This window comes from Actinomadura oligospora ATCC 43269 (assembly GCF_000518265.1).
In the GTDB taxonomy this organism is placed as follows: domain Bacteria; phylum Actinomycetota; class Actinomycetes; order Streptosporangiales; family Streptosporangiaceae; genus Spirillospora; species Spirillospora oligospora.
In genome coordinates, this window is the sequence record NZ_JADG01000010.1 from 300376 (window position 1) to 322647 (window position 22272).

The 22272-nt window shown below is 72.6% G+C and carries 25 protein-coding genes; 11 read left to right on the forward strand and 14 right to left on the reverse strand.

Annotated elements, in window-relative coordinates; translation table 11 throughout:
- Window positions 1–91: 91 nt before the first annotated feature.
- Entirely contained in the window at window positions 92–607 is a 516-nt protein-coding gene (locus P696_RS46300; protein WP_051467802.1) for an Lrp/AsnC family transcriptional regulator, read from the forward strand.
- Here the strand turns inward: P696_RS46300 and P696_RS58155 are convergent.
- The 7 genes from P696_RS58155 to P696_RS0117585 form a co-directional block, all read right to left on the reverse strand.
- On the reverse strand, window positions 579–788 hold the full coding sequence (locus P696_RS58155; protein WP_245627704.1) for a zinc-binding dehydrogenase: 210 nt from the start codon (window positions 786–788) through the stop codon (window positions 579–581). The two genes, P696_RS46300 and P696_RS58155, sit on opposite strands and share 29 nt — an antisense overlap.
- Before the next feature lie 265 nt (window positions 789–1053).
- A complete protein-coding gene (locus P696_RS46305; RefSeq protein ID WP_034485361.1) occupies window positions 1054–1800 on the reverse strand; it encodes a copper homeostasis protein CutC in 747 nt (248 codons plus the stop codon).
- Entirely contained in the window at window positions 1797–2741 is a 945-nt protein-coding gene (locus P696_RS0117565) for an asparaginase (protein WP_245627705.1), read from the reverse strand. Before P696_RS0117565 ends, P696_RS46305 begins: the two co-directional genes overlap by 4 nt.
- Window positions 2742–2752: 11 nt before the next feature.
- Window positions 2753–3628, reverse strand: a complete 876-nt coding sequence (locus P696_RS0117570) for an amino acid ABC transporter permease (RefSeq protein ID WP_026413345.1) — start codon at window positions 3626–3628, stop codon at window positions 2753–2755.
- Window positions 3625–4269, reverse strand: a complete 645-nt coding sequence (locus P696_RS0117575) for an amino acid ABC transporter permease (protein WP_026413346.1) — start codon at window positions 4267–4269, stop codon at window positions 3625–3627. The genes P696_RS0117570 and P696_RS0117575 overlap by 4 nt, the downstream gene beginning before the upstream one ends.
- 36 nt (window positions 4270–4305) lie before the next feature.
- On the reverse strand, window positions 4306–5244 hold the full coding sequence (locus tag P696_RS0117580) for a glutamate ABC transporter substrate-binding protein (RefSeq protein WP_026413347.1): 939 nt from the start codon (window positions 5242–5244) through the stop codon (window positions 4306–4308).
- Window positions 5245–5369: 125 nt separating this feature from the next.
- Complete coding sequence (locus tag P696_RS0117585) at window positions 5370–6098, reverse strand: amino acid ABC transporter ATP-binding protein (protein ID WP_026413348.1); 729 nt, start codon at window positions 6096–6098, stop codon at window positions 5370–5372.
- Window positions 6099–6214: 116 nt separating this feature from the next.
- On the opposite strand from P696_RS0117585, the gene P696_RS46310 reads away from it, so the two are divergent.
- Window positions 6215–7372, forward strand: coding sequence for an ROK family protein (locus P696_RS46310; RefSeq protein ID WP_034485364.1), 1158 nt, complete (start codon window positions 6215–6217; stop codon window positions 7370–7372).
- A gap of 15 nt (window positions 7373–7387) precedes the next feature.
- Here the strand turns inward: P696_RS46310 and P696_RS0117595 are convergent, their stop codons facing one another.
- Both P696_RS0117595 and P696_RS0117600 read right to left on the reverse strand, forming a co-directional pair.
- Window positions 7388–7771, reverse strand: a complete 384-nt coding sequence (locus P696_RS0117595; protein WP_026413349.1) for a hypothetical protein — start codon at window positions 7769–7771, stop codon at window positions 7388–7390.
- A 40-nt stretch (window positions 7772–7811) separates the two neighbouring features.
- On the reverse strand, window positions 7812–8000 hold the full coding sequence (locus P696_RS0117600) for a hypothetical protein (RefSeq protein ID WP_026413350.1): 189 nt from the start codon (window positions 7998–8000) through the stop codon (window positions 7812–7814).
- A gap of 239 nt (window positions 8001–8239) precedes the next feature.
- Between P696_RS0117600 and P696_RS0117605 the strand changes: the two genes are divergently transcribed.
- On the forward strand, window positions 8240–8773 hold the full coding sequence (locus tag P696_RS0117605; protein WP_026413351.1) for a hypothetical protein: 534 nt from the start codon (window positions 8240–8242) through the stop codon (window positions 8771–8773).
- Window positions 8774–8896: 123 nt separating this feature from the next.
- Here P696_RS0117605 and P696_RS58775 read toward each other — a convergent pair whose 3' ends face one another.
- A complete protein-coding gene (locus P696_RS58775) occupies window positions 8897–9031 on the reverse strand; it encodes a hypothetical protein (protein WP_281174949.1) in 135 nt (44 codons plus the stop codon).
- 118 nt (window positions 9032–9149) lie between these two features.
- On the opposite strand from P696_RS58775, the gene P696_RS0117610 reads away from it, so the two are divergent.
- The 4 genes from P696_RS0117610 (at window position 9150) to P696_RS46315 (ending at window position 13139) form a co-directional block, all read left to right on the forward strand.
- A complete protein-coding gene (locus P696_RS0117610) occupies window positions 9150–10289 on the forward strand; it encodes a phosphodiester glycosidase family protein (protein ID WP_211245773.1) in 1140 nt (379 codons plus the stop codon).
- A 204-nt stretch (window positions 10290–10493) separates the two neighbouring features.
- The gene (locus tag P696_RS57455) at window positions 10494–10838 is read left to right on the forward strand and encodes a hypothetical protein (protein WP_026413353.1); all 345 of its coding nucleotides are present in this window, start codon (window positions 10494–10496) and stop codon (window positions 10836–10838) included.
- A 139-nt stretch (window positions 10839–10977) separates the two neighbouring features.
- Window positions 10978–11682 carry an SGNH/GDSL hydrolase family protein gene (locus tag P696_RS0117620; protein WP_026413354.1) on the forward strand — a complete coding sequence of 235 codons (705 nt, stop codon included), beginning with the start codon at window positions 10978–10980 and terminating at the stop codon, window positions 11680–11682.
- Window positions 11679–13139: an MFS transporter gene (locus P696_RS46315; protein ID WP_211245774.1), complete on the forward strand. Its 1461-nt coding sequence runs from the start codon at window positions 11679–11681 to the stop codon at window positions 13137–13139. The genes P696_RS0117620 and P696_RS46315 overlap by 4 nt, the downstream gene beginning before the upstream one ends.
- Window positions 13140–13187: 48 nt before the next feature.
- Here the strand turns inward: P696_RS46315 and P696_RS0117630 are convergent, their stop codons facing one another.
- From P696_RS0117630 to P696_RS46320, 3 genes are read right to left on the reverse strand one after another with little or no spacing between them, the layout of a single operon-like run.
- Window positions 13188–14192: a methyltransferase gene (locus P696_RS0117630; protein ID WP_026413355.1), complete on the reverse strand. Its 1005-nt coding sequence runs from the start codon at window positions 14190–14192 to the stop codon at window positions 13188–13190.
- A 44-nt stretch (window positions 14193–14236) separates the two neighbouring features.
- Complete coding sequence (locus P696_RS0117635) at window positions 14237–15475, reverse strand: cytochrome P450 family protein (RefSeq protein WP_026413356.1); 1239 nt, start codon at window positions 15473–15475, stop codon at window positions 14237–14239.
- Window positions 15476–16585: an NAD(P)/FAD-dependent oxidoreductase gene (locus P696_RS46320; RefSeq protein ID WP_051467804.1), complete on the reverse strand. Its 1110-nt coding sequence runs from the start codon at window positions 16583–16585 to the stop codon at window positions 15476–15478. It lies immediately after the preceding gene.
- A gap of 452 nt (window positions 16586–17037) precedes the next feature.
- On the opposite strand from P696_RS46320, the gene P696_RS46325 reads away from it, so the two are divergent.
- The 4 genes from P696_RS46325 to P696_RS0117660 all read left to right on the forward strand — a co-directional run bounded on the left by P696_RS46325 (window position 17038) and on the right by P696_RS0117660 (window position 20431).
- Window positions 17038–18129: a cucumopine synthase-related protein gene (locus P696_RS46325; RefSeq protein ID WP_170026491.1), complete on the forward strand. Its 1092-nt coding sequence runs from the start codon at window positions 17038–17040 to the stop codon at window positions 18127–18129.
- Window positions 18130–18245: 116 nt separating this feature from the next.
- The gene (locus P696_RS0117650) at window positions 18246–19748 is read left to right on the forward strand and encodes a class I adenylate-forming enzyme family protein (RefSeq protein WP_281174954.1); all 1503 of its coding nucleotides are present in this window, start codon (window positions 18246–18248) and stop codon (window positions 19746–19748) included.
- Window positions 19749–19775: 27 nt separating this feature from the next.
- Window positions 19776–20000 carry a hypothetical protein gene (locus tag P696_RS0117655; protein ID WP_026413358.1) on the forward strand — a complete coding sequence of 75 codons (225 nt, stop codon included), beginning with the start codon at window positions 19776–19778 and terminating at the stop codon, window positions 19998–20000.
- 239 nt (window positions 20001–20239) lie between these two features.
- A complete protein-coding gene (locus tag P696_RS0117660; protein ID WP_026413359.1) occupies window positions 20240–20431 on the forward strand; it encodes a DUF1059 domain-containing protein in 192 nt (63 codons plus the stop codon).
- A 111-nt stretch (window positions 20432–20542) separates the two neighbouring features.
- On the opposite strand, the gene P696_RS46330 is transcribed toward P696_RS0117660, so the two are convergent.
- Window positions 20543–22267: an AfsR/SARP family transcriptional regulator gene (locus P696_RS46330; RefSeq protein WP_051467805.1), complete on the reverse strand. Its 1725-nt coding sequence runs from the start codon at window positions 22265–22267 to the stop codon at window positions 20543–20545.
- Window positions 22268–22272: the final 5 nt, after the last annotated feature.

Genomic DNA, 22272 nt, shown 5'->3' on the forward strand with positions numbered 1-22272 from the left:
TGGAAGGTACCGAGCCCGCAGCCTGGCCTTACAGGCAGGTTCAAAGGCAATATGGCCCATCGGCTTTCGGTTCTGGACGTAGAGTCGCCACGTGGCCGCAGACTCGAAAGCAGAGCTGGACGCGACGGACTGGCGCATCCTCACCGAACTCCAGCAGGACGCCCGCATGAGTTTCAGCGAGCTCGGACGCCGGGTCTCCCTGACGGCCCCGGCCGTCGCCGAACGCGTCCGCCGCCTGACCGAACGCGGCGTCCTGGAGGGCTTCTCCGCGCGGATCAACCTGGAACGCGTCGGGCTGCCCATCCTGGCCTTCGTCATGATCCGGTTCCCCGGCAGCGACCACCGCGAGTACCTGCGCCGCCTCGACGGCGTCCACGAGATCATCGAGTGTCACCACGTCACCGGCGACGACTGCTTCATCGCCAAGGTGGCGGCGCGGTCGATGCGTCACCTCGAAGAGGTCGTCGCCGGGCTCGCCCGCTTCGGATCGACCTCCACGACCGTCGCCTACTCCACCGTCATCACCGACCGCACGGTCACCCGCGACCTCGCCGAAGGCGCACCGCGCGACTCCGCCTTCAGGGAGTCAGGACGACCTTGCCGGTGACGGTTCCGGACTCGGCCAGGCGCAGCGCCTCGCCCGCTCTGGCGAGCGGCAGTTCCGCGGCGATGGGCGCGCTGATCTCGCCCCGGCGCAGCGCGGCGAAGACCTCGGTGAGGTCGGTGCGCAGCCGGGCGCGGCTCACTGCGGCGTGGTTGATCGGGGTGGACGTACGCGTCCGGTACATCGCCGAGTTCTGCGCCGCCGCAGACAGGGCCAGCGCGAAATGACGCTCCGTCGAGCCCGTTGGTGGGCTCGGCGGAGCGTCGAGGTTCAGGGGGACGAGCTGAGGGTGGTGGCCGGGCGAGCGCCCTGGGGCGCGCGGCCACCGTTTCGACGTCGAAGCCCGCTGAACAGGGGTGTTCAGCGGGCTTCGGCTCGGCCGGCGGGGTCGCCCCCCGACGTCCGCCGGCCGGGTCATGGGGAGGGCGGGGCGCCCTCGGGGAGACCGCTCAGCGGGCGGCGGCGGTCATGACGGAGGTGATGTCCGCGCCGCTGGTGACGAGGCGCTCGTACTCGGGGCGGCGCAGCTCGCCGCCCATGAACGGGTACGGGTTGCGGTGGACGGCGGGGCTCGGCTCCGGGGCGAGCGCGGCGAAGTGGATCTCGCGGGCGCCGGTCTCGGCGACGACCCGGGCGACGTTGCGGTCGGTGATGCCGCCGCCCGGCATGATGACGATGCGGTCGCCCGCGTGCCGGATCAGGTCGGCGATCAGCGGCGCGCCCTCCAGCGCGGTCGTGTCCTGCCCGGAGGTCAGGACGCGGTCGACGCCGAGGTCGATGAGCGTGTCCAGGGCGGCGAACGGGTCGGCGGTCATGTCGAAGGCGCGGTGGAAGGTGATCGACAGGTCCCCGGCGGCCTCGATGAGCCGCTCGCAGACCGCGCGGTCGACCGCGCCGTCCGGGGTGAGCGCGCCGATCACCACGCCGTGCGCGCCGGCCTCGCGGGCCACGACGACGTCGTCCTCCATCGCCGCGATCTCGTGCTCGTCGAAGATGAAGTCGCCGCCGCGCGGGCGGATGATGACGTGCACCCGGATCGTGGACACGGCGGCGAGCGCCGCTCGGACCGTTCCCAGAGTGGGGGTGAGCCCGCCGTCGAACAGCGCCGCGCACAGCTCCACGCGCTGGGCGCCCGCCCTCTCGGCCGCGATGGCGCCCTCGACGCTGTCGATGCAGATCTCGTGGGTGAGGCTCACAGATGTCCTTCCGGGGTCGTGCGGATCTCGCCGACGGGCCGTCCGCCGCCGAGGACGGGGACGACGCCGAGCGGCGTGGCGGGTGTGGTGTCGACGCCGAGCGCGGCGAGCGCGCTCAGCGCGATGGCGGTGGTGGCGCGCGGGCTGCCGTCGATGACCTTGACCGCGACGGCGTGGCCGTCCGCGGTCGCGGCGACGAACACGCCCTCCGCGCCGCCCTTGGCCACGCAACCGGGGAGCAGCCGCATGAACTCGGTGTTGGCGTGGCCGGTGCCCCCGACGTACTCGGGGTGGGCGCGCATGGCGTCGGCGACCGCGCGGTACGGGCCGTCCGCCTGGACGAGGGTGACCATCGCGCGGGCGAGGCCGGTCAGCGTGAGCCCGAACAGCGGGGCGCCGCAGCCGTCGATCGCGACCGGCGACGGCGTCTCGCCCGCGGCCTCGCCCATGATGCGCGCGACCTCGCGCTGCAGCGGGTGGGCGGGGTCGAGGTAGTCCTCGGTCGGCCATCCGTTGGCGACGCAGGCGGCGAGCATCCCGGCGTGCTTGCCCGAGCAGTTCATCCGCTCGCGGGACTCGCCCTCACCGGCGCGGATCAGCGCGGCCTTGGTCGGCTCGTCCTCGGGCCAGGTCGGCGGGCACTGCAGCGCGTCCACGGTGAGACCGGCGTCCGCGAGGATCGCCTTGACCGCCTCGACGTGGAAGTCCTCACCGGTGTGGCTGCCTGCGGCGATCGCGAGGCGCTCGCCGGACAGCGGCGCGCCCGCCGACAGGCAGGCGACGGCCTGGAACGGCTTGGTCGTCGAGCGCGGCAGGACGGTCTCGTCCACGTCGCCGCGCGCGTAGACCACGCTCCGGTCGGGGGCGAGCCCGACGACGCTGCCGTAATGGCGGCTCTCGACGAAGTCGTTGCGGACGACCTCGGCCAGCACTTCGTACATCGGACTCCTCATCAGGAATTCCCCGCGTCGGTCGCGGCCGTGGGGACGGCCGCGGCGACGGCCGTCCGGGCGGCGCGGGACGGACGGTTGCGCTGCCGCGCCTCGAGCGTCCGCGCGAGCTTGGCCAGCGACGCGTTGATGACCAGGTAGATCAGCGCGATCACCAGGTAGGTCTGGATCAGCAGGTGGTTGAAGTTCGCCAGCACCTTGCCGCTGTAGAGCAGCTCGGCGTAGCTGACGACGTAGCCGAGCGAGGTGTCCTTCAGCAGACCGGCGGACTGGCTGACCAGCGACGGCAGGACGCGCCGCGCCGCCTGCGGCAGGACGACCGTCCGCATGGCCCGGCCGCGGGTGAGGCCGAGCGCGAGGCCCGCCTCCAGCTGCCCGCGCTCGACCGACCGGATGCCCGCGCGGAAGATCTCGGCGAACGCGGCGGCGTTGGACACCGACAGCGGGACGACGAGCTTCCAGAACAGCGGCAGGTCGACGCCGTAGCGGGGGAGGGCGAACAGGACGATGTAGACCAGCAGCAGCGCCGGGATCGTCCGGACGATCTCGACATAGGCGGCCGGCGGGATGCGCAGCCACCGGGACGGGGAGACCCGTCCGAGCGCGAGCACCACGCCCGCCGCCGCCGCGATCGCGATCGACACGGCGGCCGCCTGCAGCGTGGACCAGAGGCCCTCCAGCAGGTACCGCCACATCGGCCACGTGCCGTACGGACGCCAGCGGTCGGCGGCCATCTGACCGTTGTCGGCGAACTGCCGCAGGGCGAGCGCGACCAGGACGATCCCGGCCAGCACCGACAGCGTCGTGGCGACGCGGATGCGGCGCCGGGCGCGCGGCCCCGGCTCGTCGAACAGCAGCCGCGAGGACGGTGCGCTCATCGCAGGATCGCCCACTTCCGTTCGAGGACGCCCGTCGTCAGGCCGAGCAGCCCGGACAGCGCCATGTACGCCAGACCCGCCGTCACGAAGATCCAGATCGGCTTCGCCTCGGCCAGGTTGACCCGGTTCGCCGCGGAGGTCAGTTCCACGACGCCGACCGCGGCGGCCAGCGCGGTGTTCATCAGCGTCATGATCGCGATGTTGCCGAGCGGCTGGACGACGGTGCGCAGCGCCTGCGGCAGCACCACCAGCCGCAGCGACTGCGTGAAGGTGAGCCCGAGCGCGCGGGCGGCCTCGCCCTGCCCCGCCGGCACCGCGTTGATCCCGGACCGGATCGCCTCGGCCGTGTACGCGCCCTGGTAGAGCACGATGACGACGACCGAGGTGGTGAACAGCCCGGCGATCACGCCGATCTCCGGAAGCCCGAACACGGCGATGACCAGCCAGACCAGCAGCGGGATGTTCTGCAGGACCTCGACGTAGGCCATCCCCGCGGCGCGCAGGACGCGCACGGGCGAGACCCGCATCGCGGCCACCACGATGCCGGCGACGAGCGCTCCGGCCAGCGACAGCAGCGTCAGCTCGACGGTCAGCAGCAGCCCGTCGCCGAACTCGGAGAGATGGTCGGTGATGACGTTCATGGCGGGGCGAGGCTCCCTTCTACTCGAAGGTCAGGCTCACTCGGAGCCCGGCGCGGAGCCGAGCGCCGGCGGCTGCGGCGCCTCGCCCTCGACGACCGTCCCGATCGAGTTCTTCCAGGTCTTGGCCCACAGGCCGGACGCCTGGATCTGCTTGAGCCAGTCGTTGACGAACTGCTTCATCTGCGTGTCGCCGTGCTTGAGGCCGATGCCGTACGGGTCGCTGGTGAACGGCTTGCCCTGGATCTTGACGGTCGGGTCCTGCTTGGCGGTCGCCAGCAGCAGCGCCTCGTCCTGGACGTAGGCGTCGCCGCGGCCCTGCTTGAGCGCCTGGACGCACTCGGGGTCGGTGCCGAACGTGACGATCTTGGCGTCCGGGGCGACCTTCTTGATCGCCGCGATCGCCGGGGTGTTGGCGCCCGCGATGACCGTCTTGCCCTTCAGGTCGGCGGGCGCGGCGATGCCCGTCTTGTCCTTCTTGGTGGCGATGACCAGGCCGGAGCTGTAGTACGGCCCGGCGAACGCGACCTGCTTGGCCCGCTCCGGCGTGATGGAGTAGGTCTGGAAGACCACGTCGACGGTGCCGTTGGACAGCAGCGCCTCGCGCGTCTCCGACGCCGAGTTGACGATCTTCACCTCGGGCTTGCCGATGATGTACTTGGCGAGCAGCCGGCCGAAGTCGGCGTCCAGGCCCTCGACCTTCTTGGTGCCCGGGTTCTGCTGGGACAGCAGCGGCGCGTCCAGCGAGCCGCCGATGACGAGCTGCCCGCGCTTCTTGATCTTCTCCATGGTGGAGCCGGCCGGCAGGTTCGCCGCGACCGGCGCCGCGGCGATCAGGTCGTCCTGCTTCCCGCCGCCGGCGGCGCCCGGGACGGACGAGCCGGAGTCGCCGTCGGAACAGGCCGTCAGGCCCGCCAGCGAGAGCGCGGCGACCGCGACCGGAACCGCCCACCGCTTCCGCGCAGACGTACGCACCATGATGAACAACCTTTCTCGGGTGGCGCGCCGCGCGCGGCGCGCCGGGGGTGGAACCCGGCCGGGTGCCCTGGCACCCGGCCGGAAGTCACGGCTTCGGACGTGGCCTGCCGGAGGCCTCGGGACGGCTAGTGGCTGAGGACCTTGGCCAGGAAGTCCCGGGCCCGGTCGGAGGTGGGGGAGTCGAAGAACGCGGCCGGCGTGCCGGTCTCGACGACCTCGCCGTCCGCCATGAAAACCACGCGGTCGGCGACCTGGCGGGCGAACCCCATCTCGTGGGTGACGACCACCATCGTCATCCCGTCCCGGGCCAGGTCGGTCATGACGTCCAGGACCTCGCCGACCATCTCCGGGTCGAGCGCGGACGTCGGCTCGTCGAACAGCATCGCCTTCGGACGCATCGCCAGGGCGCGCGCGATCGCGGCGCGCTGCTGCTGGCCGCCCGACAACTGCGCGGGCAGCTTCTCCGCCTGCGCGCCGATGCCGACCCGGTCGAGCAGCTCGCGGGCGTTCCTCTCGGCCTCGTCCTTGGACAGTCCGCGCACGCGGACGGGCGCCAGCGTCAGGTTGTCCAGGATCGTCTTGTGCTGGAAGAGGTTGAACGACTGGAACACCATGCCGACGTCCGCGCGCAGCCGGGCGAGCGCGCGCCCCTCCTCGGGCAGCTCGGCGCCGTCGATGCGGATCACGCCGCCGTCCGGCGTCTCCAGCCGGTTGAGGCAACGGCAGAGCGTGGACTTGCCCGATCCGGACGGGCCGACCACGACGACCACCTCACCGCGGGCGACGTCCAGGTCCACTTCGTGGAGGGCGGTGTGCGCGCCGAAGCGCTTGTGCAGGCCGCGAACCTCGATCATTCGGTCATCCTCGATCCAACTTCCTTCGAAATCGAAGCCGAACTGGACATTAGACCTACAAATCGATGGAAGTCAACGCATTGCTGTACCAAGTGCGCGCATGCTATCTATCTGGGGTGCGCAACAGCAGAGACGACGGACCGGCCGCACTCGTGCGGCTGGTCGCCACCGGCCAGGCCGAGTCGCGGGCCGAACTCGCCCGCCTCTCCGGCCTCGCCGCATCGAGCGTCTCGCTCCGCGTCGAGCAGCTCATCGGGGCCGGCCTGTTCGCCGAGGAGGGCGCCGGCGCGTCCCGCGGCGGTCGCCGCCCGCGCCGCCTCCGCCTCGCGCGCGAGGCCGGCGTCTTCCTGGTCGCCGACCTCGGCGCCCACCACGCCCGGCTCGCCGCCGTCGACCTGAGCGGCGCTCCGCGCGCGACCGCCGACCTCGCCTGCGACATCGCGGTCGGCCCCGAGGCCACCCTGACCGCCGTCCTCGACAGCCTCCGCGCCCTCACCGGCGAGCACGGCCTGCACGACGTCCCCGTCCGCGGCCTCGCCATCGGGATGCCGGGGCCCGTCGACCCGGCGACGGGTCAGGTCGTCTCACCGTCGCGCATGCCGGGCTGGAACGACTTCCCCGTCCGCGAGTTCGCCGCCGCGCGCGCGGGCGTCCCCGTCCTGGTGGAGAACGACGCCAACCTGATGGCCGTCGGCGAGCACCGCGCCTCCTGGCCCGACCTCGACAACGTGATGGTCATCAAGCTCGGCAGCGGCATCGGCTGCGGCATCATCGTGGACGGCCGCCTGCACCGCGGCCGTGGCGCGGCGGGCGACATCAGCCACGTCCGTATCCGCTCCGAGGCGACCGTCGACTGCTCCTGCGGCCACCCCGACTGCCTGGAGGCGCACGCCAGCGGCGCCGCCCTGGCCGCGACCCTCGCCGCCCAGGGCTTCACCGCCGACTCCCCGTCCCAGATCGTCGACCTGGTCACCGACGGCGTCCCCCAGGCCACCGCCGCCGTCCGCAACGCCGGACACCTCATCGGCGACGTCCTCACCGCCCTGGTGAACTTCTTCAACCCCGACGCGCTGGTCATCGGCGGCAGCCTCTCCAACGCCGAACCCCTGGTCGCGACCATCCGCGGCGCCATCTACCAGCGCTGCCTCCCCCTCGCGACCCGCAACCTGGAGATCAGCACCTCCCGCTCCGGCCGCGACGCCAGCATCCTCGGCGCCGGCCACCTCCTCCTCGCCCAGTCCGACACCTGGATCGACCAGACCCTCGACCGCTGACCCGCGCCGCGAGTCCTACGTGCCGAGTCGCTTGCTGGCTCGGACCGCGTCGGTGAGGGGCGGGTGGACGAGGAGCTGGTCGAGCAGGCACCAGACGCGGCCGGTGGGGGAGGTGCCCTTCGTGCTGATCTCGGGGATGGGGATGTCGGGGCCGAGGCCGTAGACGATGTGCGGGCCGTCGGACTCCTCGCGGGTGATCGCGGGCCATCGGTCGCCCAGCCGCGGGACGACCTCGAAGCGCTTCACGCGGTCCAACCACGGCCGTTCCCGGCCACGCGTGGCCGCGCGGCTCGCCCGCACGGCCGCGCGCACGGTGTCCCAGGGGACGTGGCGGACCGGCATGCCGTCGATCGTCGCGGGCAGCTGATCCCGGGCCCATCGCTCGGAGGAGTCCGACATGCTGACCAGGAGCCCGTGCTCGAAGCCGTCGAACCGGCGTTCAGAGGAACAGGAAGAAGGCTCCGGCGGCGTGGCCCACGACCACCAGGACGAGGCCCGCGAAGAAGATGTACTTGGCGGTGGGGTGGTCGAACTGCCCCTTGGGCGTGGCGCCCTCGACGGAGCGGCGCTGCGCCTGGTCTTCCAGCTCGTCCAGGCTGGGCAGGAAGGACGGACGTTTGAAGGCCATCGGGGCTCCTTGCGATGTGGGAGGACGGGGCGGGCGTCCGGACGGCGGATCCGCGACCCCGGTTCGCTCCGGCGGCCTCGGCTGCGTTCAATTGTCAAAATTAGCAATTGCGCACAACGACATCCAAATGCCCCCCGTCGGACGGTGTCGCCGCCGGGCGGACGGGACGATTCCGGGCTGATCATCCGCCCCGGGTGCATTAGGGTGCCTCCTCGACCGTTCCAAGATCAGGAGAGCCCATGGCGTACCCGTTCGATCCGGAGCAGCCGCTGCCGGACCCGCTGACCCCGGACGCGGCGACCCGCGTCCGCGACGAACGCCGGGAACTGCTGCCCGCCTGGATCGAAGCGAGCCGTGATCTGGTGGTCCACCTGGGCGCGCTGTCCCGGTGGGACCCGCCCGAGACGCTTCTCGAACACCCTAGCCACGGCCTCATGCACATGAGCATGATCTGCGCGTCCGAGGATCTGACCCCGTTCGAGATGATCGGCTACAAGCCCTTCGACCTGCTTCTGACCACGTACTGCGCCGAGTACATGTTCAGTGACGTCGGTGGCGGGTGGGTGCTCGACGAGAATCCGGAATCACCTACCTTCGCCCGGTTCCTCATGGGCGGGTACGACGAGGATCATCCGGATGCGACGGTGGACGTCCACGCCGCCGTGATCGCCTTCCTGGACGAGCCCGAGGGACGCGACCTGGCGAAGCTCCTGGAGTCACTGCAGGAGGCCATGGGCGCGTCGGTGGGAGTCCACGACACCTCCTACCCGTGACGATCGCGTTCCGGACCGGGATGCACTCACGCCGAGCGCACAGATTCCTGGTTGGCGCCGACTCTTGGGGTATTGGTCCGCGCCGTCCGGCAGATGTGTGCAGGCCCGGACCGTCCTCGCAGGTCAGGGTGTGAAACCGAGGTTCTCCTCGCCGTTCCAGCGCAGAGCGGCTCCAGGGCGGTCGAAGGCTTCGAGCACGGCATGGGCGGTGTTCAGGGCAAGTCCCACCGCCTGGATTCCGCCCACGCCGTGAGACACGTGCCGACACTCCGGGCGGGGTTCGTTCGTCCGGGGGACCCGGTGGGCCGTCCGTCTGGGCTCGGTCGGCGGTGTGCTCGGGTCGAACGGGGCGTGGGGGAGGGGATCTTCCGCCAGCATGGGGCGGGTGCTGATGCGGATCGCGCTCACGCTGGCCCTTGTGCCCGTCGCGTCGCCTGACCCTGTTCTGTGGGTTTCTCCTGGTGTCGTCGCTCGGGAGATCCAGGACGGGCAGGTCTCGGGGACGGTGCTGGAGGTTGACCTGGAGCGGGCGCGGGTCGGGGTGTTGCGGCCGCCGTCGGGGGTTGCGCGGGCGCGCGTGTCGGACATGGTGAACGGGGCGGGGGCCGTCGCGGGGGTCAATGGCGACTTCTTCGACATCTCCGAGCGGGCTCATCCAGGTGTCCCGCCGACGTTCGCGCCGGACGGGCCGGAGGTGGCCGATGGGCGGCCGGTGCGCGCGGCGGTTCCGGACGGGCAGAGGTTCGGGCCCGATGCGCCGCCCGGGACGTCCGGCACGGTGATCGGTGTGGATCGGCGCGGCGTGGGCCGGGTGGCCCGGCTGGCGCTGAGTGGGACGGTGCGTACGGGCGCGCGGACGATTCGGCTGCGCGGGCTCAACCAGTTCGCGTTGCCGGTCGGCGGCGTTGGCCTCTACACGCCCGCGTGGGGTCCGGCCTCGCGCGCCCGCGCGTTCTGCGGGAACGACCTGGCCCGCAACGCGCCCTGCACTCTTGACACCGCCGCCGTTCTGGTTCGCGACGGCAAGGTGGCGGGGACGGCCGATCCCGGCGGCCAGCTGCCGTCCGGGACGAGCCTGTTGCTCGGCCGTGAGGCAGGAGCGGCCGAGTTGCGGACGTTCCGTCCCGGTCAGAAGGTGCGGATCTCGTCCGCGTTGTCCGGATCGGTTCGGTTCCGTGATGCGCTGGGTGGGCTGCCGCTGCTGCGTGGGGGCGAGCCGCTACCGGGTCTGGACGCGCGCTTCCGCAGCCCTCGCACCGCCGTCGGTCTCGCGCCGGATGGGCGCCGGATGTATGTGGTGGTGCTGGACGGACGGCGCGAGACCGGCTCCGGGGAAACGGCGGCGGGCCTGGCCGCGATGATGCTCCGGCTCGGGGCCCGCGACGCGGTGCTCCTGGACGGCGGTGGATCGTCCACCCTGGCCGTCCGCATGCCGGGCAAGCCCACCGCCACCGTCCGCAACACCCCGTCGGACGGCCACGAACGCGCCGTCCCGAACGGCCTCGCCATCTACTAGGCGCCGCTGGGCGCGAGCGTCGCCGGCGACGTGCCCGGCCCTCGGGGCCGTTCGGCGACGCGAGTGTCGCGTTGGGCGCGCGCCTGGCCAAGGTCGTCGCAGGGCGGGGTGTGGCGGGTTTTCGCGGTCATGGGGCGGGGAACTTCGGGGTCGGCACAGTGTGTAGTCGATCGAATTCCGAGCGTCGGCTCCTGGGAGGGCTCCATGAAACCTGCTTCGATCATCCTGGCCGCCGGCCTTGCCGCGGGCTCGCCCGCCGTGAGCGCGGTGGCCGCCTCGTCCGCGCTGGCCGCCTCGTCCGGCGGGGGCGTCGCGGTCCGCTCGGCGAGCTACGAGTGCACGGCCCTCAGCACGCCGTTCAATGAGCCGGACAAGACGGTCGGCCGGCATTGCGCGGCACTGGAGGGTTCGCCGACGTCGGGTCGCCACGAGGGGCGGGTCAGGATCGCCGTCCCCACCCTCGGGGCCGCGGACTGCTCGTCGTACGACCTCCACGACTATCCGGAGCAGATCACCGCAACGCGCTGCACGTACGAGGTCTCCATCTGACGCGCCGGACATATCTCCCCGCCGGACGCCGCAGCCCGGCGGGGAGCCCGCACCTCGGACGCGGCGTGATGCCTGCCGCGTGCGCGCCCCTCGGGGCAGGGCTTGCCAAAAAAGTGCGAACGATCGTACGTTTTGTTTCGTGAGAACGCCTCCCCTTCCCCGCTCCGAAGCGGACGATCCCTGGTGCCTGTCCTCCGATCAGGCCGCCGACCTGCTCGAACGCGCTCCCTGGCGGAGCTTCGCCACCCTCGGTGACAGCCTGTCGGCCGGAACCGGCGACCCCCGGCCCGGGTACGGCGGGCTCGGCTGGCCCGAGCGCGTCGCGAACGTCCTGCGACGCGTCCACCCCGACCTGGCCTACCTGAACGTCGCCGAGGTCGGCGCGACCACCTCCCGGACCCTGCGCACGCAGATGGACCGGCTCGCCGACGTCGAACCGGACCTGGTCCATGTCCCTTCCGGCGCGAACGACCTGTTCCGCGCCGACCCCGACTTCACCGGCATCGCCGCCGCGCTGGGCGAGGTGTTCCGGCGCGCCGCGGCGACCGGGGCGCAGCTGACGGTGTTCACCCTCGGACGGGCGTTCGTCGTGCCGCGCTTCCCCGACTGGACCGACCGGGTGCGCCGGGTCAACGACATCGTCCGCGACCTGGCGGAACGGCACGGCGCGGTCCTGGTCGACATGTGGGACCACCCCGTCAACGACCGTCCGGACCTGCTCAGCGCGGACGGCATCCACTTCGCCGCCCCCGGCCAGGCGGTCATGGCCGCCGAGGTCGTCAAGGGCCTCGCCCACCTGCTCGACGGCGCACGAGGCGCGGTGGACGGCGGGGTGCGGCGGTGAGTGCGGTGACGACGCCGTGGCGTGCGGTCGCGGTCGTGCTGGCGGGCGCGTTCATGGCGGTGCTCGACGCGTTCATCGTCATCGTCGCCGGTCCCTCGATCCAGGCGGACCTGCACATCGGTGACGGGGCGCTGCAATGGGTCCTCGCCGGGTACCAGCTGACCTACGCCGTCCTGCTCATCACCGGCGGACGGCTCGGCGACCTGCACGGACGCCGCCGGGTCTTCCTCATCGGCATGGGCGCCTTCACCCTCTCCTCGGTGGTGTGCGCCATGGCGGACGGCGCGGCCACGCTCATCGCGGCGCGGCTCGTCCAGGGGCTCGGGGCGGCGCTGATGCTGCCCCAGGTCTACGCCTCCCTGACCGTCCTGGTCCCGGACCGCGACCGGCACCGCGCCTTCGGGGTGCTCGGCATGGTGCTCGGGCTCGCCGCCGTCGCGGGCCAGGTCGTCGGCGGGCTGCTGATCGGGTCGGACGTGCTGAGCTCCGGCTGGCGCTCGGTGTTCTGGATCAACGTGCCGATCGGGCTGGTCATGATGGGCCTCGCCGTCCGGTGGCTGCCGGAGTCCACCGCGCCGCGGGCGCGCCGCCTCGACCTGCCCGGCGTGGCCCTGCTGAGCGCCACCCTGGCGCTGGTGGCGTTCCCGCTGATCCAGGGACGGCAGGCGGGCTGGCCGGGCTGGGTCTGGGTGTGCCTCGCCGCGAGCCTGCCGGTCCTCGGAGCCTTCGTCGTCCTCGAACGCCGGATCGCCGCGCGCGGCGGCGACCCGCTGGTCCGCATCGGACTGTTCCGCACCCGGTCGTTCTCCGTCGGGCTCGTCCTGGTCCTGCTGCTCTACACGGTGGTGACGTCCTACTACCTCGTCCTGTCGGTGTCGCTGCAGGACGGGCTGGGCATGTCGGCGCTCGGCGCGGGCCTGGTCTACACGCCGTCGGCCGTGGCCTTCTTCCTGTTCAGCCTGCTCGCGAGCCGTCTGGTCCCCGTCCACGGGAACCGGGTGCTGAAGGTCGGGGCGATCGTCCTCACGCTCGGCTACGCCGCCACCGCCGTCCTGCTGCTCGGCGGCGCGCCCTTCACGCCGGCGGTGGTCATCCCGACGCTCGTGCTGCAGAGCGCGGGCGGCGGGCTGGTCATCACGCCGTCGCTCAACACGGTGCTGAGCCGGATCTCCCCGGACGACGCCGGAGTGGCCTCGGGAGCGCTCTCGACCGTCCAGCAGATCGGAGGCGCGCTCGGCGTCGCGGTCATCGGCGCGGTGTTCTTCGCCGCCTTCGACCCCGCCACCCACGGACGCGCGAACGCCGCCGGACACGCCCTGGCGGCGGCGTCCCTGGCCACCTGCGCCGTCGGCGCGGCCGCGACGCTCCTGGTGTTCCTGCTGCGCGGATCGTCCCGGACGGCGAAGGCGCCGCGTCCCGCGCAGGCGTCCGAGCCCGTCCCGGCTCAGAAGCCGTGACGAAGCGGGCCGCACGACCGGTCAGAGCCTGGTCGTGCGGCCCGCCCGTCACTCGGGTCTCGCCAGTTCGATGATGTGCAGCGGCGGTGCCTCGTGGACGGTCCTGACCGCCAGCCCGGCGTTGCCCGCGAGGCGGGCGATGCCCTCGGGGGTGCGTTCACGTCCTCCGAACCAGGCCAGCATCCGCAGGTTCATGCCGCTGCTGGGGCCGTCGGGGCCGGACCCGATCTCGACCACGAACACCGATCCGTCCGGGCCCGCGGCGTCGGAGCAGTGGCACAGGATCGTCGTGGCGGCCTCGTCGTCCCAGTCGTGAAGGACGTGGCTGAGGATGTAGCCGTCGGCACCGGCGGGCAGCGGATCGAAGAAGCTGCCGACGGTGACCTCGGCGCGATCGGCGAGGCCGCGGGCGGCCAGGGCGGCGCGGGCGGTGGCCGCGGGGCCGGGTTGTTCGAGGACGGTGACCCGCAGCCGGGGGTGGCTCGTCAACAGGGCGGCGGCCAGAGTGCCGTCGCCGCCGCCGACGTCGATCACATGGTCCAGGCCCGCCCAGACGGAGCTGGAGGCGACGGCGGGCGCGATGGTGGCGGTCTTGAACCCGATGAACGCGTCGAACGACGCCGCGAGCGAGGGGGAGTCGACCAGGTCGTCCCACAACGTCCGCCCGTAGTGGTGAGGGTAGGCGGCCAGGCCGGTGCGGACGGTCTGGAGCAGGGCCGCGAAGGAGAGTTCGGCGCGGCCGATCGCGCCCTCGATGTCCAGGGCGTCGCGCATGCGCTCGGGGTGCTCGTCGCGGAGCTGGTCTCCCAGGTGCGTGAGGCGGTAGCGGTCCTCGGCGTCACGGGTGAGGACACCGGCCGTCACCAGGTGGCGCATGGTGACGTCGAGGGCGTCCGGATCGGCGTCGACGACCTTGGCGAGTTCGGTGGTCGTGTGGACGCCGCAGGCGACATGGTCGGCCAGCCGCAGGGTCGCGGCGACCCGGATCGCCATGGGGATCGTCAGATCCGCCAACGGCCGGATGTGCGAGGGACTCGGGTCTCGTTCAGCCATCTCTCGGGTCTCCATCGGCGGACTGATGCCTTCGGGCCTGGCGCTCATGTCCGCGGGGAACGCGGGCCGAGCAGGACCGGCAGGGTGCGGACGCTGTTGCTCAGGGCGGTGGTGAGGGGCGGGAGCGTGTCGGGCGGCGTGGCCAGGGCCAGGTCGGGGAAGGCGGTGAACAGGGCCTGGACGGCGACCTCCGCCTCCACCCGGGACAGGGCGGCGCCGAGGCAGAAGTGCTCGCCGTGCCCGAAGGACAGGTGCTCGGCCGCGGGGTCGGACAGGCGGAACCGGTCCGCCCGGCGGCCGTAGTGGGCGGGGTCGCGTCCGGCGGCGGCGTAGCAGATCAGCACCGCGTCGCCCGCGGCGAGACGGACGCCCTCGATCTCGACGTCGCGGACGGCGTAACGCATGGGGAAGTAGGCGACGGGGGACTGCCAGCGCAGCGTCTCCTCGACCGCCGCGCTCCACGGCATGGTCCCGCTGAGCAGGATCGCGAGCTGGTCGGGGTGGGCGAGCAGGGCGCGGACGGTGTTGCTGATCAGGTTGATGGTGGTCTCGTGCCCGGAGATGAACAGGGTCATCACCATGTCGTGCAGCTCCGGCTCGCTCAGCCGGTCGCCGTCCTCGTCGCGCACGTTGATGAGCGCGGTGGTCAGGTCGTCGCCGGGCTCGGTGCGGCGCAGCGCGATCACGTCGGCGAACATCGCGTGGAGCGTCCTCATCCGGACGGCGGCGTAGCCCGCCTCGTCGGTGCTGCGGACGAGCGAGTCGGTGAGCCTGGTCCCGTCGGTGTGCCAGGCGCGCGGCACGCCCATGAGCTCGCAGATGATGTCGCGGGGCAGCGGGTAGCAGTAGTGGCGGCGCAGGTCGACCGGGCCGGGCCCGTGGACGGCCAGGGCGTCGAGCAGCTCGCCCGCGACCTCGGCGACGCGCGGACGCAGCCGGTGCACGTGCCGGGCGGTGAAGGTCCGGCTCACCATGCGGCGCAGCCGCCGGTGCTCCTCGCCCTCCTTGGCGATCATGGACTGGGCGGTGATGATGTTGTTCAGCGGCCAGTCGGCGGGGACGGCGCCCTCGGCCCAGTCGGCCCAGTGGCGCAGCTCCTTGGACAGGTCCGGGTGGGTGAGGACGGTCAGGACGGTGTCGTGGCGGGTGGCGGCCCAGGCGCGCACGCCTCCGGGCAGCTCGACCCGGACGAGGGGTCCGGCGCGGCGGAGCCGTTCGTTCTGGGCGTGCACGTCACGCATCTGGGCGTCGATGGTGATCACGTCAGGAGCCGGGGCGTCCATTCACAAGCCCTTTCTCGATCGGGCCGGTCGGTTCGGGTCGGGTTCGCGGGCGGCCGTGGGGCCGTCCGCGCCGATGCCGAAGGCGGTCAGGTCGTCACCGCGGTACAGGGCGCGGACCAGCTCGCCGGCCGCCGGGGCCTGACACAGCCCGTGGCCGGAGAACCCCGTGGCGTGCAGGAACGGCGTGACCCCCGGACGGCGTCCCAGCGAGGCCATGCGGTTCGGGCTGGCGTCCTTGGGACCGGTCACCGCGGTGTGCAGGCCGGTGAGGTCCACGCTCGGGTAGGTGCGTGCCAGCTGGGCGGTGGCCTGGTCCAGCCACTCCCGCCGGTCGGGACCGGGGGAGCCCATGCCGATCAGCAGTCCCTCGCCCCTTCTGCGGATCAGCAGGCGGCTCGCGGCGTGCAGGGTGACCGGGATGTCGGGCAGGGCCGGGAGCGGCCCCGTGCCGAGCAGCTCCTGCACGGAGGGCTCGGCCAGCGGCGCCTCGACGCCCGCCGCGGCGGTGATCCAGGACGACCACGGGCCCGCCGCGCACACGATCGCGTCCGTGGTGACGCCCCCGTTCGGAGTGGCGACGACCCCGGCGTCCAGGTCGATGCCGATGGCCGGGCGTCCGGTGTGCAGGCGGGCGCCCGCCCGCCGCGCCGCCTGCTCGAAGCCGACCACGATCCGCCGGGTGTCGCTGATGTAGGCGTCGGGCGACCAGGCCGCCGCCAGCAGGGACGGCTCGTCGACCAGCGGGTTGCGCCGCAGGGCCTCGTCCGCGGTGATCAGCTCCACCCGCACCCCGGCGGCGTGCTGCTCGGCGAGCTCGGCCTCGAACGCCTCGACCTGCTCGGGCTCGGTGAACAGCACCAGGTACCCGACCTGGTGCAGCGGCACGCCGCGGCGGCGGTAGGCCGCCAGGCTCCGGACGGCAAGCCGCGATCCCTCCGGGTCGCCGCCGAAGTAGGTGCGGACGACGTCGGCGGTGGCGCGTGAGGCTCCCGACCCCAGCGCACCGCGTTCCAGCAGGACCGTGTCGCACCCGTCCTCGGCCAGGTGCGCGGCGATCGACAGCCCGATCATCCCGCCGCCGATGACCACCACCTCGGCCCGGTCGCTCATGCCGCCTCCACCCGCCGGTGCCGCCGGATCCAGGGGGCCGGGCCGCGCGGACTCCGAAGGGCCCGCCCGCTTCCCGCCGTGCCGGAGGCGACGCGGCGACCGTCAAAGCCCGTCGCCGCGCTCTCCACGGTCGCGGCGGCCGGGCCGTTCAGTGCTGGATCCGCCATCGCGGCATCACGCCCTCAAGGCTTGGAGTGGTGATTTCGATACGCACAGTAATTGAGCGGCGTCGGCGGCTGTATTGCCGTCTCGCTGGTGGGGGCGGTCCTGCGGGTAAGGGAGATGTGCTCCCTCGGGGTCACTCTGTCTCCGTCCGGGGCCCTGGCGGGCTGTGTCGGAGCTGGACGCGCGACGCGCGAGCCTGGGGAATCGCTTCCGCCGAGCTCTGAACGGACCTCCGCGCGAATCAAAGTCCTGCCGTGATGACTGTCCGTAGCTTATAGTCACTCGTCGTGAACAGACGCTTGACGCTCGAGTGGCCGACCCTTGGCCTGTCAGTGACCGCCGAACTGGACCAGCGCAACCCGGCCCTGGCCGACGCGCTGTGGGACGCCCTGCCCTACCGCAGCCTCCAGGGCCACGCCCTCGTGGCCGGACATCACCTGTTCCACGTCGCTCCGATCCACCAGCTGCTCCATCTGCGGGGCTCGCAGCGGGTGGACCGGAGGACGGCGCCGGACGGGACGATCTTCTGCTCGCGTCTCCAGCACCTGGGGATCAAATACGGTGACCTGACCGAGCCGATGCCGGCCACGCCGGTCGGGCAGGTCGCGGCCGGGGACGTGGAACGGCTCGCCCGGGTCGGGGCGGCGGTCTGGAGCGCGGTCTACCAGACCAAGGAACCGATCCCGGTGGAGGTCCGCCAGGCCGGAGAGGGCCCCTGGCGGCGGCCGGACGAGCAGGACAACGGGATCCCGCGCCTCCCCGCGTCGGACCCGCTGGTCGACGAGCTGATCGGCGACCTGCACACCGAGACCGACCGGATCTGGCTGCAGGCGCCCGCCGAACTGGTCGACCTGCACGCCGGGCTGATCGCCTCCGGCGCGGGCAGCTACGGGACGAAGCTGACCACCATGCTGTTCGTCAACGGCGAGACCCGGCCCCTCGGCTACAACGTCTACTCCGGGCTGGTGCAGGCGGCCCGTCAGGGGATGCCGCTGGACTCGCTGCGGCAGATGGCCCGCCTGTTCGGCGCCGTCCCCGCCGAGTTCCTCGCCTACTGCGGGCTGCAGCGCCTGGGCGACTTCACCGACCGGCTCATGGACTGCCTGCAGCACCTCGACCCCGGCCAGGACGGCGGTCGCGACGACTTCATCGCGCTCATGTCGCACATGGCGCTGTACATCAACTGCCTCGGCGGCTGGAACCTGCACCTGTTCCCCTGGCACCTCGACGACCAGCTGCGGTCGTCCGACCGGCAGGGCGTCGCCCTCGGCCAGGCGAACGACCAGCCGAGCGACCGCGCCGTGAGCGGTCGCACGGCAGGCCGTCGGAACGTCCCCCGGCAGGCCGGGGAACCGGCCGGTGAGGAGAGCCTCGGGTGACCTCAGCCGAGGAGCGTCCGGAAACCGGCCCACCATCCCCCGGCGCACCGGGGGATGGTGGGCCGGCGACCGGCGCGGCGGTGGGCGGTGCCTTCGGGCGGGCGCTCGTGGCGGGGGTGCGGGCGGCCGGCGCTCGGGAGGTCCTGGTGCGCGGGACGCGCCGCCTGACCGGCGAGCAGGTGTTTGCCGATGCGCATGCACTCGCCGCCCGCCTCGTCGAGCACGGCGTCCAGCCCGGTGACACCGTGGCCTGCCTGTACGGGCCGAACCTGGAATCGACCATCAGCCGGCTGGCCGCGTACATCCTCGGCTGCCCGTACGTGTACCTGCTGCCGCGCATGCCGCTCGAGGACGTCGACAGGGCGCTGCGCCGGTTCCCGGTGCCTGTCCTCCTGGTCGACCCGTCCCGCCGTCAGCATGCGGAGGCGCTGACGGCCGCCGGGTTCGGCAACCCCTGCCTGTATCTGGAGCCCGAGCAGGTCACCGGACGGCGCACCGATCCGTCCCCCTCTGCGCAGGCACGGCCTGAGGCGCTCGCGTCGGTCATCTTCAGCAGCGGTACGACCGGCGCAGCCAAGGCCATCGCCTACACCAACCATGCCGAAGCCGCCCAGTTCGCCACTGCGCTGGCCGCCTATGGGCCGTCCCCCTGGCGACTCCTGGTCGCTCCGGGGCCGTTCCTGCCCGACCTGATGGCTCAGTGGGCTCTGGCCACCGGCGGCACCGCGATCCTGGCGGAGGACGACCACGCCGCCACGATGACCGGCCTCATCCGCCGAGAACGCGTACGGCAGTGCGAGATCGGACGTCCCGCCGTGCTGTACGCCCTGGCCGATCATCTGGCCGCCACCGGCTCCGACCTGGGTGAACTGCGGCTGCTGCTCTACGGCGGGACCCCGGTCGTCCCCGCACGCCTGGCCGCCATCGCCGAGCAGATTCCCGACGTGCTCATGCAGAACTACGGCAGCAGCGAAGCCGCCCTGATCGCCACGCTGAGCCCCGCCGACCACCGGCGTCGCGAACTGCTCGGTTCGGTCGGCCGTCCCGCTCCACACATGCAGACCAAGATCTGCGCCCCGGACGGAACCCCTCTGCCACCTGGGCACGTCGGGCAGCTCTGGGTGCGCTCCGCCCAGAACATGGCCGGTTACATCGACCTCGCGACCGGAACGCCGTCCGACCAGCCCGGCGTCGCGATCGCCGACCGGCTCGGCGTCCTCGCGGACGGCCAGCCGGAGTGGCTCCCCACCGGCGACGCCGCTCACCTCGACGAGGACGGCTACCTGTTCCTGGCGGGACGGCTCACCGAGCGCCTGCCGTCCGGCGCCTATCCGCAGCCCCTGGAGAACTGCATCAGCGAGCACCCCGCCGTCATCGAGGCCGCGGTCTACGCCCTGCCGGACGGCGCCACCGCCGTCGCGGTGGTTCCCCGAGCCGGGCACACGACGAGCCTGGCCGACCTCCACGCCCACCTCCACCGGTCCCATCCCGCGAGCACCCACCCCCAGCACCTCCGGCTGACGGACGCCCTCCCGCGCACTCCCGGCGGGAAGCTCGACCGAGAAGCCCTCCAGCGACTCCACCCCGCTCACGGCAGGCCCGCCGAGAAGGGTGAGTGAAAGCAGAGTGAAGGAGTGTTCAGGCAAATGAACGGTTCCGTGCGCCGGCTCGGGTCTCGGGCCTTGATCGTCCTTCCTGCCGCGGCGGTGTTCACCGGCGTGCTGCCGGGTGCGCTTCCGGCCTCGGCGTCCGCGCCCGCCGACGTCACGGCCCAGCAGTGCCGCGACGGCGGAGGCACCGTCCACAACCTGCCCTTCATCGGGCTCACGTGCATCGACGGGATCTACCACAAGCAGCACGTCAGCGGCTGAGCGGGGAGCGGCGCCGGGGCGTCGGGAGGCGGTTCCTGGGGACGGGGCGGGTCTGGCCCCGAGATGCCCCGGATCAGGGCGGGTGCCCACCTTGCCGACGCTGACCAGGGGTTTTAGGCTGGAAGAGACCGCTCCCGGAGAGATGATCTCGCGGGACCGGACGGACCTGCCTGATACGGGTTTGCACGTATTCACCGTCGTCCGTCGGCCGAACGGGACCGGCGGAGGGGAGGTAGGAAATGCGCAAGGTAGCCGACTGCAGGCAATTCCCGAGCGAGACCAACTGCACGCTGACCATCTCCGGCGAGGAGGACGAGGTCATGCAGGCGGCCGTCCAGCACGCGGTCTCCGTGCACGGGCACACCGACACTCCCGAAATGCGCGAGCAGCTACGAGGGATGCTGAAGGACGAGGTGCCGCAGCACGCCTAGCCCGTCGTCCCGACGGAGCGTACGGCGAGCACAGTCGATCCCGGCCAGGAGACGAGGCCGGATGTCGAACGGGGCCCGGGTCGGTCGACGACCCGGGCCCCGTTCGGCGTGTCAGGCGGCGATCCGGGTGAGGTGGAGGCGCAGGAGCGCGGGCAGGACGTAGGTCCAGGTGTCGCCGGAGCGTCTGGGGGTGGCCAGGTGGTGCTCGACGAGGTACTCCAGGAGGTCCTCGGCGTGGGCCCGGGGGAGGGAGAGGACTCTGGACAGGTGGGCGGGCGTGGCCGGTCCCCGGGCCAGGACGGCGAGGGCCTGGCGGGCCGGGGCGCAGAGAACCGAGGTGACCCGGGTGTAGGAGGTCTGGAGGTTCTGGTCGCCGATCGTGAGGAGGTTGAAGCGGCGGTGGTCGTCGCTGAGCCAGGCGGCCAGGTCGGACGGGAGCCAGTGCGGCCGGGACTGCAGGAGGGCGGCCGCGGCCCGGATCGCGGACGGGAGCCCGCCGCAGAGGCCGACGACCGCCGGGCCCGGCGTGGTGCCGGTGAGAGCGGTGAAGAGGGTGGCGGCCTCGTGGTCGGGCAGCGGCTCCAGGCGGATCGTGGCGGTGGTGTCCAGGGCGGTCAGAGCGCGCCGGGCCGTGATGACGACCGAGCAGGTGGGCCCGCCGGGAAGGAGCGAACGGACCCGGGACTCGTCGGCGGCGTCGTCGAGGAGAAGAAGGAGGCGTCGGTCGGCGGTCAGCGTCCGGAAGAGGGCCATGCGGTCGGGCAGCGGGTCCGGGATCGAGTCCGGAGGGACGCCGAGGGAGCCGAGGAAACGGCCGAGGATCCGGTCCGGGTCCTCGATCAGGTCGGCGTAGAGCTGCCCGTCGGGGTGGGCCTCCTGGAGCCGGTGGGCCAGGTGCAGGGCCAGGGCGGACTTTCCCGATCCGACCGGCCCCGTGATGGTCAGCACGGGAAGGGACGTGGGGGACGCGCCGTCCAGGGCGGCGTGCAGGGCGTCGAGCTGCGCGGACCGGCCGACCAGGAGCGGCGGGGCGGGCGGCAGCTGACGCGGTGTGAGCGTGGTGCGCAGGGAGGGGACGGTCGCGGGACGGACCGACTCCTGGGTCAGGATCGCGGCCTCGAGCTGGCGGAGTTCGGGACCGGGCTCCAGGCCCAGGTCCTGGATCAGGGCGCGGCGTCCCTCGCGGTAGACGGTCAGCGCCTCCGCCTGGCGGCTGCCGCGGTACAACGCCAGCATCAGGACCGCGCGCAGGCGCTCGTCATAGGGGTTGGCGTCGACGAGCGGACGCAGTTCGAGCGCGACGGTGTCGTGCAGTCCCAGCTCGAGCTGCGCCTCCGCCATGTCGCAGACGGTCTGCAGGCGCCGGTGCTCCAGGTGCTCGGCGTGCCTGCGGAGGAAGGCGCTGCCGACGTCCAGCAGCGCGGGGCCGCGCCAGCAGGCCAGGGCCTTGGCGTACAGGCCCGCCGACGCGGCCGGGTCGGCGCGCACCGACCAGGCCTGTTCCCTGAGTTCCTCGAACAGGCCGAGGTCGGTCTGGCAGAGCGCCGGGTCGAGCAGGTAGCCGGGGGAGCGGGTGACGAGCACCCGCTCCGGGGCGTCCGGGTGGCCCGAGACCCTCATCGCGTTGCGCAGGGCGCTGATGTGGCCGTGCACATTGGCGAGGGCGCTGCGCGGTGGCGCGCCGTCCCAGAGCGCCTCGATCAGTTCCGAGGCGGGAACGACGCTACCCGCCCTCAGTGCGAGCAGGACGAGGAGCGAGATCCGGTGCGGTCCGCCGAGGGGTAGGGGACGGCCCGCCACCTGGGCTTCGATCTCGCCGAGCAGGCTGACGTACACCCTGC

Bases quoted from the DNA above. Each gene is read 5' to 3' on its own strand.
- P696_RS0117610 (WP_211245773.1), top strand. From the start codon at position 9,150: ATGGGGCGGGTGCTGATGCGGATCGCGCTCACGCTGGCCCTTGTGCCC.
- P696_RS46320 (WP_051467804.1), bottom strand. From the start codon at position 16,585: ATGAGCGACCGGGCCGAGGTGGTGGTCATCGGCGGCGGGATGATCGGG.
- P696_RS0117635 (WP_026413356.1), bottom strand. From the start codon at position 15,475: ATGGACGCCCCGGCTCCTGACGTGATCACCATCGACGCCCAGATGCGT.
- P696_RS0117595 (WP_026413349.1), bottom strand. From the start codon at position 7,771: ATGTCGGACTCCTCCGAGCGATGGGCCCGGGATCAGCTGCCCGCGACG.
- P696_RS0117630 (WP_026413355.1), bottom strand. From the start codon at position 14,192: ATGGCTGAACGAGACCCGAGTCCCTCGCACATCCGGCCGTTGGCGGAT.
- P696_RS0117605 (WP_026413351.1), top strand. From the start codon at position 8,240: ATGGCGTACCCGTTCGATCCGGAGCAGCCGCTGCCGGACCCGCTGACC.
- P696_RS0117570 (WP_026413345.1), bottom strand. From the start codon at position 3,628: ATGAGCGCACCGTCCTCGCGGCTGCTGTTCGACGAGCCGGGGCCGCGC.
- P696_RS0117565 (WP_245627705.1), bottom strand. From the start codon at position 2,741: ATGTACGAAGTGCTGGCCGAGGTCGTCCGCAACGACTTCGTCGAGAGC.
- P696_RS0117660 (WP_026413359.1), top strand. From the start codon at position 20,240: ATGCGCAAGGTAGCCGACTGCAGGCAATTCCCGAGCGAGACCAACTGC.
- P696_RS57455 (WP_026413353.1), top strand. From the start codon at position 10,494: ATGAAACCTGCTTCGATCATCCTGGCCGCCGGCCTTGCCGCGGGCTCG.
- P696_RS0117600 (WP_026413350.1), bottom strand. From the start codon at position 8,000: ATGGCCTTCAAACGTCCGTCCTTCCTGCCCAGCCTGGACGAGCTGGAA.
- P696_RS0117580 (WP_026413347.1), bottom strand. From the start codon at position 5,244: ATGGTGCGTACGTCTGCGCGGAAGCGGTGGGCGGTTCCGGTCGCGGTC.
- P696_RS0117655 (WP_026413358.1), top strand. From the start codon at position 19,776: ATGAACGGTTCCGTGCGCCGGCTCGGGTCTCGGGCCTTGATCGTCCTT.
- P696_RS0117585 (WP_026413348.1), bottom strand. From the start codon at position 6,098: ATGATCGAGGTTCGCGGCCTGCACAAGCGCTTCGGCGCGCACACCGCC.
- P696_RS0117575 (WP_026413346.1), bottom strand. From the start codon at position 4,269: ATGAACGTCATCACCGACCATCTCTCCGAGTTCGGCGACGGGCTGCTG.
- P696_RS58155 (WP_245627704.1), bottom strand. From the start codon at position 788: ATGTACCGGACGCGTACGTCCACCCCGATCAACCACGCCGCAGTGAGC.